The 14,648-nt window shown below is 68.7% G+C and carries 15 protein-coding genes; 7 read left to right on the top strand and 8 right to left on the bottom strand.

The window, feature by feature from the left end; translation table 11 throughout:
* Positions 1–64 precede the first annotated feature (64 nt).
* Positions 65–1,513, top strand: coding sequence for an argininosuccinate synthase (gene argG, locus FNV62_RS04055; protein WP_143599943.1), 1,449 nt, complete (start codon positions 65–67; stop codon positions 1,511–1,513).
* 273 nt (positions 1,514–1,786) lie between these two features.
* Here argG and FNV62_RS04050 read toward each other — a convergent pair whose 3' ends face one another.
* A complete protein-coding gene (locus tag FNV62_RS04050) occupies positions 1,787–2,920 on the bottom strand; it encodes a glutathione-independent formaldehyde dehydrogenase (protein ID WP_054233454.1) in 1,134 nt (377 codons plus the stop codon).
* A 176-nt stretch (positions 2,921–3,096) separates the two neighbouring features.
* Here FNV62_RS04050 and FNV62_RS04045 point away from each other — a divergent pair, with 176 nt between their 5' ends.
* Complete coding sequence (locus FNV62_RS04045) at positions 3,097–3,288, top strand: hypothetical protein (RefSeq protein WP_060896721.1); 192 nt, start codon at positions 3,097–3,099, stop codon at positions 3,286–3,288.
* Positions 3,289–3,463: 175 nt separating this feature from the next.
* Here FNV62_RS04045 and FNV62_RS04040 read toward each other — a convergent pair whose 3' ends face one another.
* A complete protein-coding gene (locus FNV62_RS04040) occupies positions 3,464–4,762 on the bottom strand; it encodes an MFS transporter (RefSeq protein ID WP_143654301.1) in 1,299 nt (432 codons plus the stop codon).
* A 77-nt stretch (positions 4,763–4,839) separates the two neighbouring features.
* On the opposite strand from FNV62_RS04040, the gene FNV62_RS04035 reads away from it, so the two are divergent.
* The gene (locus FNV62_RS04035; protein WP_054233438.1) at positions 4,840–5,397 is read left to right on the top strand and encodes a TetR/AcrR family transcriptional regulator; all 558 of its coding nucleotides are present in this window, start codon (positions 4,840–4,842) and stop codon (positions 5,395–5,397) included.
* Here the strand turns inward: FNV62_RS04035 and FNV62_RS04030 are convergent.
* From FNV62_RS04030 to FNV62_RS04020, 3 genes are all read right to left on the bottom strand, one after another.
* Entirely contained in the window at positions 5,394–6,347 is a 954-nt protein-coding gene (locus FNV62_RS04030; RefSeq protein ID WP_144314686.1) for an IS481 family transposase, read from the bottom strand. The genes FNV62_RS04035 and FNV62_RS04030 overlap by 4 nt on opposite strands.
* Before the next feature lie 378 nt (positions 6,348–6,725).
* Positions 6,726–7,154: a hypothetical protein gene (locus FNV62_RS04025; protein ID WP_144314685.1), complete on the bottom strand. Its 429-nt coding sequence runs from the start codon at positions 7,152–7,154 to the stop codon at positions 6,726–6,728.
* Positions 7,155–7,304: 150 nt separating this feature from the next.
* Positions 7,305–8,756 (bottom strand): purine-cytosine permease family protein, encoded by a 1,452-nt coding sequence (locus tag FNV62_RS04020; protein ID WP_144314684.1) that lies wholly within the window; start codon positions 8,754–8,756, stop codon positions 7,305–7,307.
* Between the two features lie 245 nt (positions 8,757–9,001).
* On the opposite strand from FNV62_RS04020, the gene FNV62_RS04015 reads away from it, so the two are divergent.
* Positions 9,002–10,102 (top strand): calcium-binding protein, encoded by a 1,101-nt coding sequence (locus tag FNV62_RS04015; RefSeq protein ID WP_164657601.1) that lies wholly within the window; start codon positions 9,002–9,004, stop codon positions 10,100–10,102.
* 188 nt (positions 10,103–10,290) lie between these two features.
* Here the strand turns inward: FNV62_RS04015 and FNV62_RS04010 are convergent, their stop codons facing one another.
* The gene (locus FNV62_RS04010; protein WP_097282629.1) at positions 10,291–10,599 is read right to left on the bottom strand and encodes a putative quinol monooxygenase; all 309 of its coding nucleotides are present in this window, start codon (positions 10,597–10,599) and stop codon (positions 10,291–10,293) included.
* Between the two features lie 197 nt (positions 10,600–10,796).
* Positions 10,797–11,171: a helix-turn-helix transcriptional regulator gene (locus tag FNV62_RS04005; protein ID WP_054233433.1), complete on the bottom strand. Its 375-nt coding sequence runs from the start codon at positions 11,169–11,171 to the stop codon at positions 10,797–10,799.
* Positions 11,172–11,536: 365 nt separating this feature from the next.
* Between FNV62_RS04005 and FNV62_RS04000 the strand changes: the two genes are divergently transcribed.
* Positions 11,537–11,941 carry an ANTAR domain-containing protein gene (locus FNV62_RS04000; RefSeq protein WP_225900135.1) on the top strand — a complete coding sequence of 135 codons (405 nt, stop codon included), beginning with the start codon at positions 11,537–11,539 and terminating at the stop codon, positions 11,939–11,941.
* 19 nt (positions 11,942–11,960) lie between these two features.
* Here FNV62_RS04000 and FNV62_RS03995 read toward each other — a convergent pair whose 3' ends face one another.
* Complete coding sequence (locus FNV62_RS03995; protein WP_143654297.1) at positions 11,961–12,773, bottom strand: SAM-dependent methyltransferase; 813 nt, start codon at positions 12,771–12,773, stop codon at positions 11,961–11,963.
* Positions 12,774–12,915: 142 nt separating this feature from the next.
* Between FNV62_RS03995 and FNV62_RS03990 the strand changes: the two genes are divergently transcribed.
* Entirely contained in the window at positions 12,916–14,319 is a 1,404-nt protein-coding gene (locus FNV62_RS03990; RefSeq protein WP_225900134.1) for a PP2C family protein-serine/threonine phosphatase, read from the top strand.
* 80 nt (positions 14,320–14,399) lie between these two features.
* Positions 14,400–14,555: a DUF6131 family protein gene (locus tag FNV62_RS54500; protein ID WP_095856802.1), complete on the top strand. Its 156-nt coding sequence runs from the start codon at positions 14,400–14,402 to the stop codon at positions 14,553–14,555.
* The last annotated feature ends 93 nt before the right edge of the window (positions 14,556–14,648 follow it).

Genomic DNA, 14,648 nt, shown 5'->3' with positions numbered 1-14,648 from the left:
CGGGGCACCCGACCGTCGGCAGAGCGGCCTTGCATGACCATGCGAGATGTTGCATAATTTTGCCATGTCCAAGGTCCTCACTTCCCTCCCCACCGGCGAGCGCGTCGGCATTGCCTTCTCCGGCGGGCTCGACACTTCGGTCGCCGTCGCCTGGATGCGCGACAAGGGCGCCGTCCCGTGCACGTACACCGCCGACATCGGTCAGTACGACGAGCCCGACATCGCGTCCGTGCCCGGCCGTGCCACCGCGTACGGCGCCGAGATCACCCGGCTCGTCGACTGCCGTGCCGCGCTGGTCGAGGAGGGGCTGGCCGCGCTCGCCTGCGGCGCGTTCCACATCAGGTCGGGCGGGCGCCCGTACTTCAACACCACGCCGCTGGGGCGTGCCGTGACCGGCACGCTGCTGGTGCGGGCCATGCTTGAGGACGGGGTGCAGATCTGGGGCGACGGCTCCACGTTCAAGGGCAATGACATCGAGCGGTTCTACCGGTACGGGCTGCTCGCCAACCCGCACCTGCGGATCTACAAGCCCTGGCTGGACGCGGACTTCGTCACGGAGCTCGGCGGCCGCAAGGAGATGTCGGAGTGGCTGCTCGCGCACGGGCTGCCGTACCGGGACTCGACGGAGAAGGCGTACTCCACGGACGCCAACATCTGGGGCGCCACGCACGAGGCCAAGACCTTGGAGCACCTCGACACCGGCATCGAGACGGTCGAACCGATCATGGGCGTGCGGTTCTGGGACCCGTCGGTGGAGATCGCCACGGAGGACGTGACGGTCGGCTTCGACCAGGGCCGTCCGGTCACCGTCAACGGCAAGGAGTTCGGCTCCCCGGTCGACCTCGTCATGGAGGTCAACGCGATCGGTGGCCGGCACGGCCTCGGCATGTCAGACCAGATCGAGAACCGGATCATCGAGGCCAAGAGCCGCGGCATCTACGAGGCCCCCGGCATGGCGCTGCTGCACATCGCCTACGAGCGTCTGGTCAACGCGGTCCACAACGAGGACACCGTGGCCGCGTACCACAATGAGGGTCGCCGGCTGGGCAGGCTGCTCTACGAGGGCCGCTGGCTGGACCCGCAGGCGCTGATGGTGCGCGAGTCGCTGCAGCGCTGGGTCGGCACGGCGATCACCGGCGAGGTGACCCTGCGGCTGCGCCGCGGCGAGGACTACTCGGTCCTCGACACCCGGGGCCCGGCGCTCAGTTACCACCCGGACAAGCTCTCCATGGAGCGGACCGAGGACTCGGCGTTCGGCCCGGTGGACCGCATCGGCCAGCTCACCATGCGCAACCTGGACATCGCCGACTCCCGTGCCCGTCTCGAGCAGTACGCGGGCCTGGGCCTGGTCGGCAGCGACCACCCGACGCCGATCGGCGCCGCGCAGGCGGCCTCGACCGGTCTGATCGGCGCCATGGACGAGGGTGGCGCCGAGGTGATCGCCTCGCGGGGCGAGGCCACGGACGAGGAGACGATGCTGGACCGCGCCGCGATGGAGTCCGGCACGGACTGACGCGGGTCACCGGTCGTACGTACCCGGGCGGCGGGCCCCGGCGGATTCTGTTCCGCCGGGGCCCGCCGTCGTCCGCTGCGCGAGCGGAGGGGTTCACCGCCTTGGCTCCCGTCGCCGAAAGCGACCTCGCGCATGGGGAGTGGCGGGGCCAGGCTCACGCACACACCGTCGGCCGACGTTCCCTGCCCGCCGGGAAACTCCCGGCGCACCTGGCAGGGCATCACATCGCGACAGCCGGCGAGCGCCAGTGGCCGGAGGCCGCGGTCCGCAGGGCTACGGGTGCAGTATCACCTTCGTGTAGCCCTCGATCCGCTTGTCGAACTTGTCGTAGCCCGACGGTGCCTGATCCAGGGGCAGTTCGTGGGAGACCACGAAACTGGGCTTCGCCCTGCCCTCGATGATCATGTCGCGCAGGTACCGGTTGTAGCGCTTCACGTTGCACTGTCCCGTCCCCATCCGCAGGCCCTTCTCGAAGAGCTTGCCGATCGAGACGAGGAGCTTGCCCTGCTTGGCCTGCTCGTCCGGGCCGCCGGGGTCGGAGGGCACATAGAGGCCGGGCACGCCGAGCGCTCCGGTGGCTCGAACCGTGCCGACGAGCGAGTTCAGGACGGTCGCCGGTTCTTCGCGGTCCGTGCCGTGCCCTGTCGCCTGGTAGCCGACGGCGTCAATGCCCTTGTCCGTGCCGATGCCGTCCGTCTGGTCCTTGATCTGCTCGATCGGGTTGCCCTCGGAGAAGTTGATCGGAACCGCGCCTATCTCCTCGGCCTTCTGCAGCCGTTCGGGGACCCGGTCCACGACGAAGACCTTCTTCGCGCCGCGCATCAGAGCCGAGTAGGCGGCCATGAGTCCGACAGGCCCTCCGCCGTACACCGCGACGCTCTCGCCCGGGCGGACCTGGGCGAGCTCACAACCGTGGTATCCGGTGGGGAAAATGTCGGCGAGCAATATGAAATCACTCTCGTGCTCGTTTCCCGGCGGCAGCTTCAGGCAGTTGAAGTCGGCGAACGGTACGCGTAGGTATTCGGCCTGGCCGCCCTTCCAGGGGCCCATGGCGACGTATCCGTACGCGCCGCCCGCGAAACCGGGATTGACGGTCAGACAGTAACCGGTGAATCCCTCGACGCAGTTCATGCAGAACCCGCAGGCGACGTTGAAGGGCATGACCACACGGTCGCCCTCCTTGAGTGAGGTGATGCCCTGACCGAGTTCTTCGATGATTCCCATGTTCTCGTGGCCGAAGACGATGCCGGGCTCGGCGGCGGTACGGCCCTCGTACATGTGCAGATCGGATCCGCATATCGCGGTGGAAGTGACCCGTACGATCACATCGTTCGGATGCTGGATGCTGGGCTTTTCAACCTCTTCGACCGCAACGCTGAACGGCCCTTTGTAAACGACGGCCTTCACGGCTGCCACCTCCGCTCGGTGACGCATGTATGTGATGTCCACGCCCCCGCCCACATTCTCCGCGTGACCCATCTCTCATGATTCTCCGTCCTGCGCGATCGGACAAGCCGGTAACGTCGATGTGAATAACTGCCCGGTGCCGTGCAGAGAAATGCAGTGGAGAGGGAGGCCGAAAGATGTCAGCACAGCGACTGGGAACGCTGCTTGTTCCCGTGCCGGGATTGTCCGGCACCACCTACCCGCCGGGAACGACCGTGACGGTCCGCGGCCGAGGCGCTACGGTCGACGGCTTCGTCAACGGCGACTGGCTTCCGCTGTCATGGTGGGAATTCTCCGACGGCCTGCGCGAGGACATCGCCGACCGCTGACCTTTCGCGCCGATGCCGTCGCGGGCGTCGGTGGTGACGACGGTCCTGGGCGCGGTCGTGTCGTTCCTCTGGAAATCAAAGCTCCCCGGCAGTGGGCCTCTGTGCCTGCCGGGGGCTTCGTGTGCCCACCCACCCGTCATGGACGGGTGGTGAGGGTGTCCGTGTCGGAGTCTCTCTAGTGGTGGGCCGTGGCGGGCCGGCCGCACTGGCCGGTGTTCCTGGCCCGTCCCGTGCGGAGCCGTTGGGCGGCGAGCGCGAGGGCGCTGAAGGCGATGACGGCCACGCTGTAGACGACCGAGGTCTCGTGCAGGCCGACGTTCGTGGCGGCGATCCCTGCGACCACGGCCGGGATGCTGAAGGCCAGGTAGGAGATCACGAACGCGACCGCGAACAGTTCGCCCCGCTCGGCCGGCTCGGCGATCCGGGCCAGTGTGCCGAAGCTGGCGAGAGCCGAGCCGCCGAAGCCGACTCCCGCTAGGGCGGTGCCGGACGCGGCCATGGTGAGCGAGTTCGACTCCACACCGCCCAGACCCACGGCCGTGCCGAGCAGCAGCAAGGTGGCCGAAAGCGCGAGCGTGCGCTCGGTGGGCCAGCCGCGCAGCGCGAACGCCGTGATCGAGGCGGGCACGCAGAGCAGGGTGACCACGAGGCCGCCGATGACATGGCTGGACAGGCCGAACAGGTTGGCGGCCACTGACGGACCGAGTGAGAGATACAGTCCGCCCAGTGCCCAGCTCGCCACCAGGATCGGCACGAGTGCCATCAGGTCCGTGCGCAGCCGCGGAGCGACGCCGAGGCGCGGCTGAAGCGACCGTACGACGCCGGGCCGGCGCTGTGCCGTCTCGGGTATGAGGGCGATGAGCAGTCCGGCGAGGACCAGAGCCGCGAGCAGCAGCACGTAGACCAGTCGGGTCGGGTGCGGCCCGTACTCCGCGAGGACACCACAGCCCAGTGCGCCGAGGCCCAGCCCGAAGGTGGGGGCCGCACCGGTGATGACGCCGGCGCGGTGCGGCGCGTGGGGCGGGTTGAGATCGACGAGGGTCGCGCCGAGCGTGGTCATGGCCGCGCCGGTGGCGATGCCCTGGACGAAGCGGGCCACGAGAAGGATCGAGACGTCGTCGGCGACGATGAACAGTGCCATCGCCACCGCTTCGAGGGCGATGGCCGATGCCAGGACCGGTCGGCGGCCGATGTGATCGGACAGTGCGCCGAGCACCAGGAGTGCCCCGATCATTCCTACGACGTACACCGCGAATACGGTGGTCAGCGTGGTCGCAGAGAAGCTCCACTCGTGCTGGTAGATGACGTAGAGCGGCGACGGCGCGCTCGACGCGGCCATGAAGAGGACGAAGACGGCCGCGATGGAGGCGAAGGCCACCGGTCGGCTCAGCCCCCGCCGCACGCGACCGGACGGCGGGCCACCTGGGGCTGAGGCCGACGGGACCTTCTTGTGGGACGTGGATACGTCAGGCATGCGCTCTCTCTCCGAATGCAGTGATCGCTGCGTTAGCGGTCCTCCCCTAACGCAGCGATCAGTGCGATAATTTCCGCATGACCGAAGCAACAGTCCAGCCCCGTCCCGGCGGCCGCTCCGCGCGGGTGCGCGCGGCCGTTCACCGCGCGGTCGGGGAGCTGCTCGCCGATGAGCCGGCCGAGGCGCTGACCATTCCCGCCATCGCGGCGCGCGCCGGCGTGCACGCGACCACGGTGTACCGGCGGTGGGGTTCAGTGGCGCAGCTCCTGGCAGACGTCGCCACGAGTCGGTTCAGTGGCGACGTCGTGGTGCCGGACACCGGCTCCCTGGTGGGTGACCTGGAGCGGTGGACGGGCGATGTCGCCACCGACCTCGCCGATCCCGACGTCCTCGCCCTGATGCGGGCGACGATCGGCTCGGGCCCTGAGGGCGGCAGCGCCTGCACGGCCGACCGGCACGCTCAGCTCGGGGCGATCATCGAGCGGGAGCGAGCTCGAGGAGGCAAGGTGCCGAGCGTGGAGCGGGCCGTCGACGGACTGCTCGGTCCGCTGTACTACCGCGCGATCTTCAGCGGGGAGCCCGCGTCAGGCGAGTGGGCGCGGGGTCTGGTCGCGCCGTTGCTCGCGGCGGTCTAGGTGTACTGACCTGTGAGGTTGGGGACGCGGCTGGCGGGTGGTTGGCCCTTGAGCGCGGTGTGTCCGCGGTGGTGATTGTAGGTGTGGAGCCAGACGGGGTATGCCTCGCGTCGCTCGGCTTCGCTCCGGTAGGGCTGTGCGTAGGCCCATTCGTCGAGGAGGGTTCGGTTGAACCTCTCCACTTTCCCGTTGGTCTGGGGCCGGTAGGGGCGGGTGCGTTTGTGTGAAATCCCCGACTCTGCAAGGGAGTTGCGCCAGAGGTGCGATTTGTAGCAGGAGCCGTTGTCGGTCAGGACGCGTTCGACGGTGATCCCGGCCTGGGTGAAGAAGGCGTGGGCGCGGGTCCAGAAGGCGACGGCGGTCTCCTTCTTCTCGTCGGTGAGGATCTCGCTGTAGGCGAGGCGGGAGTGGTCGTCGACGGCGTTGTGGAGGTAGCTGTAGCCGGCGCCGGAGCGGGTCTTGCGGCCCGCCTGGCGTCCGAGGGTCTTGTGTCCGCCGCCGTCGGGGATGTTGCCGAGCTTCTTGATGTCGACGTGCACCAGCTCGCCCGGGCGGTCGCGCTCGTAGCGGCGGATCACCCGGCCGGTGGCCCGGTCCAGGTGCGTGAGCCGGGCCAGGCGGTAGCGGGTCAGGACGCGGTGGACGGTGGCCGGGTTCAGGCCCAGGAGGTAGGCGATGCGGGCCGGTCCCCAGCGGCGCAGCACGCGGACCTTGATGATCCGGCGTTCGGTGCGGGTCGGGGTCCGGCGCGGGCTGCGGTGTGGGCGCGAGGACCGGTCGGCCATGCCTGCCTCGCCGAGTTCGCGGTAGCGGCCGGCCCATCGCTGAGCCGTCGTGGGTGAGACCTGGAAGCGTTCGGCGGCCCGGCGCAGCGTCCAGCCGTCCTCTACGACGCAGCGGGCCAGACGCAGGCGTCCGGTCTCGGTCAGGGGTGCATTACGGTGGAGCACGAGGGCCTTTCGGTCGGTGTAGACGTCGCAATCCACACCGAACCCGGAAGGCCCTCACTCGTTCAAGATCACCCCACCGTGAAACCTGTCACCAACCTCCGTGGACAGAACATCTAGGGCCTGTCCGGCGGATCATGCCGGAGACGCGGGGTCTGGCACGCCCATCTGCGGCGTTGTCGTCACTCGCCGACGCTCCGCGTCGACTCCCTCCTCCGCCTTGCAGCTGCACGCGCCAGACCCCGCTCACCTGCGCTGATGAGGCGCCGTTGCTTCCCTCCGACCTGATCCGCCGGGCAGACCCTAGTTCTGTGACCGCACAGGTCGGTCGGGGCGGAAGGGCAGCGGCAACCGTTCGTGCGGGAGGTGGCGTCGGCTGCGTCACACGTCGTACGCCGAGAAGTCGACGACCGCTGTCGAGTCCTCGCCGTACTGCACGGTGAGGTCCACCGCCATCGCCCCGCCTTCGGCTTCGGGGTGCAGATCGATGTGAGCGCAGACGTCCACCGGTGTCCCGGAGCAGTACTCCGACGTGAGACGGGTGCCGGGATAGGCCTCCTTCAGCCACGCGTCCAGATCCGTTCGTGTGATCGTGAATCGCGCCCGGTATTCCGTGTCCAGCCAGGCGCGGACGGTGCACTTCGCGTCTTGAGCCCCCTTGGGCAGCCCGTCCTGGTCCGCGTAGCGCATGGCGTCCTCGCACGAGGCGGCTTCCACCTGGGTCATCGGGTCGGCAGTGAGGGCCGTGAAGACCGTCCAGGCGATCCACCCCACGAAAGCCGCCGGAAACGCCACGACTGCGGCGAGCACCCATCTCCGCCTCATGATCACCCTTTGCTGTTGTTCGCGCCCCGAGCGGCGGTCGTCACTCTGCAAGACAGACAGGACGCATAAAAGTGCCCTGCGGTTCTCGGCCCTTAGTTCCGGGCGCCCATGGCCAGGTCGGCGCCCATGGCAAGGTCATGGCTCTCGGTGCTCATGGGCCGCCGATTCCAGCGTCGCGATCTCCGCCTCGGCCAGGCGGGCCTCGGCATCGACGTCGATCGACCGGGTGAGCAGCCAGTACAGCGCCGCGGAGACGGGCAGCCCGATGAACAGGGCGATGTCCGCACCGCCGAGCGCGTGGGCGGCGGGTCCGACGAAGAGCGTGCCGACGGAGAAGAACGGCACCATGACCGCGAAGCCGACCAGGTAGGCGATGATGCCGTGCCAGCCCCAGCGGCCGTAGATGCCGTGCGGGTTGAAGATCTCGGCGACCGCGTAGTGGCCGCGGCGCACCACGTAGTAGTCCATGAGGTTCACGGCGGTCCACGGAATGAACAGGTAGAGCACCAACAGCAGGAAGTTGTTGAAGTTCTCGAGGAAGTGGGCGGTGGAGGCCAGCGCCCCCACCACGGAGAGCGCCGCGGTGAGGCCGATCGTCACGAGCCGTACGGCGACGGTCGGCCGCACTCTCTTGAACGAGTCGATCGCGCTGATGAGTGTGAGAGACCCGCCGTACATGTTCAGAGCGGTCACCGAGATCAGGCCCAGGGCGGAGAACAGCAGGACGATCGCGCCGAAGCCGCTGAAGACCTTGTCGCCCGCCGCGTTGATCGAGCGGACGGTCTCGAAGTCCTTGCCCGCCCACGCGGCGAGCAGAGCCCCGAGGCACATCAGCCAGATGCCGCCGAGCGCCGACCCGAAGTACGTCCAGTAGAAGGTCTTGCGGACGGTCACGTCCGGCGGGAGGTAGCGGGAGTAGTCCGAGACGTAGATGGCCCAGCTGATCTGGTATCCGGCGACCACGCCGAACTGCGCGAGGAACGGGGTCCACTGGAAGCCGCCGAGGTCGAAGGAGCCCGGGGGATAGTGCAGGGTGAGCAGGATGCCCACGGTGAAGATCCCGAAGACGACCAGGAAGGTGTAGGTGAGGATCCGCTCGGCGCGGTGGATGACGTCGTAGCCCACCAGTGCGATGACGAACCCGATGAGTGTGACCACGACGACCCACAGCTTGACGCCGCCGTGCAATGTGGTGTGCAGGGCCTCACCGGCCAGGATCGTGTTGAAGATGTTGAACCCCGCGTACTGCACATAGGCGAACAGCCATACGAGCAGGGCCCCGACGTAGCCGAACTGCGGCCGTGACTGGATCATCTGCGGCAGTCCCAGCTGCGGGCCCTGCGCGGAGTGGAAGGCCATGAAGAACGTGCCGAGGATGGTGCCCGTGGCGATCGCGATCAGCGACCAGATGAGGTTGCCGCCCTCGGTGATGCTGATCAGCCCTACCGCCAGGGTGGCGATCTGCGCGTTGGACATGAACCACAGAGGCCCCAGGTGCCAGAGTTTTCCGTGCCGCTCGTCGAGGGGGACGTAGTCGATGGAGCGGATTTCCAGACCCGATACCCGTGGCTGCGACGATGTGGTCACGAGTGCCTCCTTTGAGCGGGTTCATCATGTGATGAGAAGATTAACCATCTGTAATCACGTTCATACTCTTGTCGTACAAGCCGAGGGGGGCCGTACCGGTCACTATGTCCGGCCGGTATGCAGTGCAACCCCAGGTGCTCCACGCCACTGAAAGGATGAAAACGGCCCCCTGCCGGGCTGCTCCGGCGACGCGCCCTGGAAGGGATCCCGCGTCAGGTGATCGCGACGACCCCCGTGGGGCATCCGTGCCGGAGAACCGTCGGAAGGGACCGGGGCGTCTGGGCGTCCTGTCCTGCAGTGCCGTCGTCCTCGCGGCGACCGCCCTCGTAGGAGCGGGGGAGGCGCAGGCCGCCGTGCGAGTGCCCACTTGTTTCGGCCGGCCGGCGACGACCACGGGCACCAGCGGGACACCGGGGCCGGACGTGATCATCGGCACCGCGGGCGCCGACGTCATCGACGGCCTCGGTGGCAACGACCTGATCTGCGGTCTGGGCGGGGACGATCGTCTCATCGGTGGACCGGGTGCCGACTCCCTCGACGGCGGAGACGGCGACGACAGCCTGATCGGCGACAATTTCGGCGCCACCGGAGCCGTGAACGCCGCCACGGGCCGGGACCTGCTGTTCGGCCGTGCAGGGAACGACACTCTGGTGGGCGACAACTCCGCTCAGCAGGGCGCCGCGGCCGGCGCCTCGGCCGACCGCCTGTTCGGCGGCCCCGGAGACGACAGCATGGTCGGTGACAGCAGGGGCGACACCGCCTCCGGGGGTGCGAACGACCGTCTCGAGGGCGGCGACGGCAACGACAGCCTCATCGGGGACGCCTTGGGATTCTTCGGCGCCTCGGGGGCCGGCGACGACGTACTCCTGGAGGGGCCCGGGGAGTTGGGTGACGCGACGGGCGACAGCGTCGCCGTCTCGGGGAACGCGAGTGGGGCCGGCGGTGACGACGTCATCGACCTCGGCGAGGACGGCGGCACGATCGCGATCGGGGACCACTCCGCTTCCGGGGGCACCGCGGTCGGCTCCGGCAACGACCGGATCGCGGGAGGAAGCGCGGGGGAGTTCCTCATCGTCGGCGACAGTTCCCTGGGGGACGCCACCGGGGCGACCGCCGGGCGCGATGTGATCTACGGGCGCGGTGGCAACGACCTGCTGTTCGGCGACAACATCGACCAGAACACCCGGAGCGTCCCGGGAGTGGGCGCGATCGACTCGATCGACGGAGGAGCCGGGGACGACATCCTCAGGGGCGGCCCCAACGCCGATTTCCTCAACGGCAACACCGGTAGGGACGACTGCGACGGCGAGCAGGGGACCGACGTAGAGATCAACTGCGAGATCTGACCGCCCAGGGTTCCGATGACCGAGCCGGAGCCGACCGTCCCGCGCGAGATTCGGCCTGCACCGGCAGACTCCTCGCCACCAGGAGAGGCACCCAACTCCCGGGCCTGCCTGCGGAGTTGTTCACGTAACCGGTTTACGTATTCCTCCGGGCACAGGGCCCGGGGTCTCCACGGGCCGCGGGCCGGGGATCACGCGCGGCCGGGGAGCTTGCTCGCGAGCACGTCGACGTACTCGATGGAGGGCGGTTCACGGAGCAGCTCGGGTCCCTTGTCCGCGAGTGCCTTGCCCACGCCGCCGACCAGGTGGGCCCGGCGGCCGGCGTCGTCGGGGAACGCGTCGAAGATGGCGAAGGTGGACTCGTCCAGCTGCACGGCGAACCACGCCACCGTTTCGGGTTCATCCTCGACGACGGACCGAGCGCCGGTCAGAAACTCCGCGAGGTCCCTCTCCCTGCCGGGTTTGGCCTGGACCCGGACCCACAAGCCGACGTTGACCATGTCAGCCGCCTCCCAGCACGCAGCTTGTGGTCGTTTTGTCACTGCCTCAACCCTGCCACGCCCAAGGGGCATGTCAACCGGGGCCTCCTTGTCCGCAAAGGCGCTCGCGGCGGCGTCCGGGTTCCGTGGCCAGACACGCGATGATCAGGTCACGCAGCGAGGGGGCGGCGACGGCGCTCTCGTTCCGGCCGCGGAGGTCAGTCCGTCGCGCGCCGAGCGGAATGGTCGAACGCCAGCGAGTGCTGCTCGGGCTCGGGCCTGCCGTCGCGCCGTGCCTCGTGCTGGTCGAGGAGGGTCAGCAAGCCCTCTACGCTCAACCCGGCCTCCGCCGGGTGCCGGAGGATGGTCCCCGGTTCGATGTGGTAGACGTTGGAGCGGCCCTGGCGGGTGTGGGTGAGGTAGCCGTCCTGCTCCAGATCGGAAATGATCTTCTGGACGGCGCGCTCGGTGAGTCGGCACCGTGCGGCGATGTCGCGGATACGGGTTCCCTGATCCCTGGAGATCGCAGCCAGCACTCGGGCGTGGTTGGTGAGAAACGTCCAGCCGGTATGTCCCTGCGGTACTTCACCCATGTCTCGAGGATACGGCGCGGCATTCGCGCATTCAAAAGGGTGAAAGAAAGTTCCTGTATCTCTTGACGTGTGAGGATCCGAAGGCCGACGCTTGGAGTAGTGAGATAGGCGGATGCCCCAGGAGCGACTGCCATGCACGAACGTCCACTCTCCGTCCAGGTCGGCAGCGAAGGCTTTTGCCCGCTTCTGAAGGTCGTGGCACGTTCGGCCGGTGGGCGGGCTGCCGCCGCGATCTCCGGTGACATCGACACCGAGCACCAACTCCAGCGCTCCCTGTGCGAAGCCCCTGCGCGGTCGATCGGCGGACCGCCGACGGCCGTGACGGGCATCCCGGCAAGAACGACTGAGCGCACAAGGAGGATGGGTTGAGCGACGACGCCGAGCAGGACCTGCGCACCGAAGTCGTCCAGCTCAAACGGGCCATGCAGACCCGGCCGGTCATCGATCTGGCCCGGGGAGTCCTGATGGCCTCGTTCGGCCTGAGTGCCGCCGACGCCTGGAACGTATTGGTCGAGGTGTCCCAGCACACCAACACCAAAGTCCACCATGTCGCCGAAGACCTGGTCGGCGCCGTCAACGGAGATCCGCTTCCCGACCCGCTCCGGCAACACGTGTCCGTGGCGGTCGCCGAAGTCCTCGGTCCCCATGCCCCCAACCATCCGAGCGCCGGGTGGACCTCTCCCACCGACCGGACGTCACGGGCGGGCGGTGACGAGGACACGCCGCCGATGTCCGACCGACGTCGTGATCTGTCGTCGGACCCGCTCTGACCCCTGGCCGTTGGCTCCGTCACGCACGCTTGCGGCCGACGCCCGCGTACACCCAGTACTCCGACGGGTTCTCCGGGACGTGGTCGTCAGGGGCCGGGCGCCACAGGGGTACGTAGACGAGGTCGGGCTCCACGAGGTCGAAGCCGTCGAAGAGGTCCCGGATCTCGCCGCGGGAGCGGGCGGTCACCGGTGATGTGGCCTTGGACCGGTACAGCTGCCCCACGGCGGCGGCCGTGTCCGGGCGATCCTGGTTCGTCGCATGCGTGAGCGCCAGCCAGCTCCCCTCGGGGAGGGCGTCCCGGAACGCGGCCACGATGCCGGCGGGGTTCTCCTCGGGCGTGATGAAGTGCAGGATCGTGATCATCAGCACCGCGACGGGCTGCTCGAAGTCGATCAGCTTCCGCACCTGCGGGGACGACAGGATGTCGGCCGGCCGGCGGATGTCGGCGTCGACGATGTCCGCGCCGGGGTTGTCGGCGAGCAGGGCGGTGCTGTGGGCCACGGCCACCGGGTCGCTGTCCACGTAGACCACCCGGGCGTCCGGGCTGGCCGCCTGTGCCACCTCGTGCACGTTGCCCTGTGTCGGGATGCCCGATCCGAGGTCGATGAACTGCCGTACCCCGGCCTCGACCAGAAATCGCACGGCCCGGCCGAGAAAGGCGCGATTGGCCCGCGCCAGCGTGCGCACCTGGGGGTCGATCGCCGTGAAGGCCGCCAACGCCTCCCGGTCTATGGGGAAATTGTGCTGTCCGCCGAGCATCGCGTCGTACATCCGGGCAACGCTCGCCTTGTCGGGATCGATCCCCTGCGGGAGACCGTCGTTGTCGGCCAACTCAACTCCCTGTCATGTACGTGATCTTGACGCCCCATCATATAGTTGCCGACCATGTGTGGCGGGACGATGCCCAGGCCACGCTGCCGGAGCCGCGCCCCACCGGAAAGGCACAACCCTGCGGAACGAAGCGCACTGTCCCATGGACGACGAACCCGCCACCGCGCGTGCACCCCGCCGGCCGGTCTTTTCCCCCGCGGCCGACGCCATCGGCTCGGAACTCGACCTGCGCCTGACCGGCAGCCATGTCGTCGACGCGCTGACGCCCGGGTTCTGCGACGCGGCCTCCGTCTACCTGTTGGAGCGCTGGCTGCTGGAGGAGAACGCGTACGCCTCCGCGGAACCACCCCAGATCGAGGCCCGTCGACTCGCGCTGCGCATCGGAACGGACGCGCCCGAGGACTGGGAGGGGCTGCTGCCGGTCGGCGAGGTCATCGTCTTTCCACGCGGGACGCCCTACACACGTGCCATCGCCACTCTTGAGACGCAACTGCTCGACACGGTCGACGCCCATACGTCCGCGCGGCTCAGCACCTCCGGCGGCGGCGACGCCCGCATGGACGTCCTCCTGCGCACGGCTTCCTTCCTCGTCGTCCCGCTGCATCTGCGTGGTATCGCCGTCGGATTCATCGCCTGCACGCGCGGCCCGGACCGGGCGCCCTTCCTGCCCGTCGAAGCCGAGGCCGTGGAGTCGCTGGCGGCGCGCGCCTGTGTGGCCCTGGACAACGCGCGCCGGTACGAACGCGAACGCCGTACGGCACTGGCCATCCGGCGAAGCCTGCTCCCCGCCACCGAGCAGGTGTTCGAGGGATGCCGTATCGCCCACGGCTACCTCCCCGCCGGGCACGACAACATCATCGGCGGTGACTGGTTCGACGTACTGCCCCGGTCGGGAGGCCGCGTCAGTCTGATCGTCGGGGACGCCATGGGGCACGGTCCGGAATCGGCCGTCGCCATGATCCAGCTGCGCACCGCCGTCCGTACCCTGGCGGGGCTGGACATCGGCCCGGCCGAGTTGATGCACCGTCTCGACGCGCTCGCCTGTGACACACCGGGAGCTTCCTTCGCCACGTGCATGTACGCCGAATGGGACGCGAGGCGCCGCGTCTGCACCTTCGTCGGAGCCGGCCATCCGCCGCCGCTGATCCGCGATCCGGGCGGACGGACCGGGCCGGTCACTCTCACCAGCCCGGGTCTGCCCCTCGGACTCGGCATGGGGACGTACGAACCCACCGTTCTGCACGTGCCCGACCCGGTGCTGCTCCTGCTCTACAGCGACGGCCTGGTCGAGTCCCGCCACACCGACATCGACCAGGGCATCGCCCGCCTCGCGGGCCTTCTCGACACGGACGGCGAGGACCCCGACCGCGTCACCGGCCCGGACACCCTGGAGTCGCTGTGCCGACGGCTGCTGCGCGGCACGTCGGCCACCAACGACGGAGCGGACGACCGTACGCTCCTGCTCACCGAACTCGTACCCGCGAAGAGCGCGCCCCCGCCGCGGGAGCCGGAGAGCTCCCCCGATCGCCTGCCGCAACCGCGTTAATCGCCTGCCGCGACCGCGTTAGGAGTTGCCCTGCGGTGGTACACGGAGGTGACGAGGGGGGCTCATTGCGGGAGGTTGCCATGCTTGTACTCGGCATCATTCTGCTCGTCGTCGGTTTCGTCACGGGCATCAGCATTCTTTGGACGATCGGCGTGATCCTTGTGATCATCGGACTCGTCCTGTGGATCCTCGGGGCTGCCGGACACGCTGTCGGTGGTCGCCGCCACTATTGGTGACTGGGCACTCGCGCGTCCTGCCGCACGGAAAGGCGGAGCAGTCTCACGGACACACACCCGCCCGCGGCTCCCGAGCCGCGGGCAGGTCCGTGC

It is taken from the genome of Streptomyces sp. RLB3-17, from assembly GCF_007113425.2.
Classification (GTDB): Bacteria; Actinomycetota; Actinomycetes; order Streptomycetales; family Streptomycetaceae; genus Streptomyces; species Streptomyces mirabilis_D.
Note: the sequence above shows the minus strand (reverse complement) of the source record. Positions and strands in the feature narration are given on the sequence as shown.

Bases quoted from the DNA above. Each gene is read 5' to 3' on its own strand.
- FNV62_RS03990 (WP_225900134.1), top strand. From the start codon at position 12,916: ATGGACGACGAACCCGCCACCGCGCGTGCACCCCGCCGGCCGGTCTTT.
- FNV62_RS04010 (WP_097282629.1), bottom strand. From the start codon at position 10,599: ATGGTCAACGTCGGCTTGTGGGTCCGGGTCCAGGCCAAACCCGGCAGG.
- FNV62_RS04035 (WP_054233438.1), top strand. From the start codon at position 4,840: ATGACCGAAGCAACAGTCCAGCCCCGTCCCGGCGGCCGCTCCGCGCGG.
- FNV62_RS04040 (WP_143654301.1), bottom strand. From the start codon at position 4,762: ATGCCTGACGTATCCACGTCCCACAAGAAGGTCCCGTCGGCCTCAGCC.
- FNV62_RS54500 (WP_095856802.1), top strand. From the start codon at position 14,400: ATGCTTGTACTCGGCATCATTCTGCTCGTCGTCGGTTTCGTCACGGGC.
- argG (WP_143599943.1), top strand. From the start codon at position 65: ATGTCCAAGGTCCTCACTTCCCTCCCCACCGGCGAGCGCGTCGGCATT.
- FNV62_RS04045 (WP_060896721.1), top strand. From the start codon at position 3,097: ATGTCAGCACAGCGACTGGGAACGCTGCTTGTTCCCGTGCCGGGATTG.
- FNV62_RS04005 (WP_054233433.1), bottom strand. From the start codon at position 11,171: ATGGGTGAAGTACCGCAGGGACATACCGGCTGGACGTTTCTCACCAAC.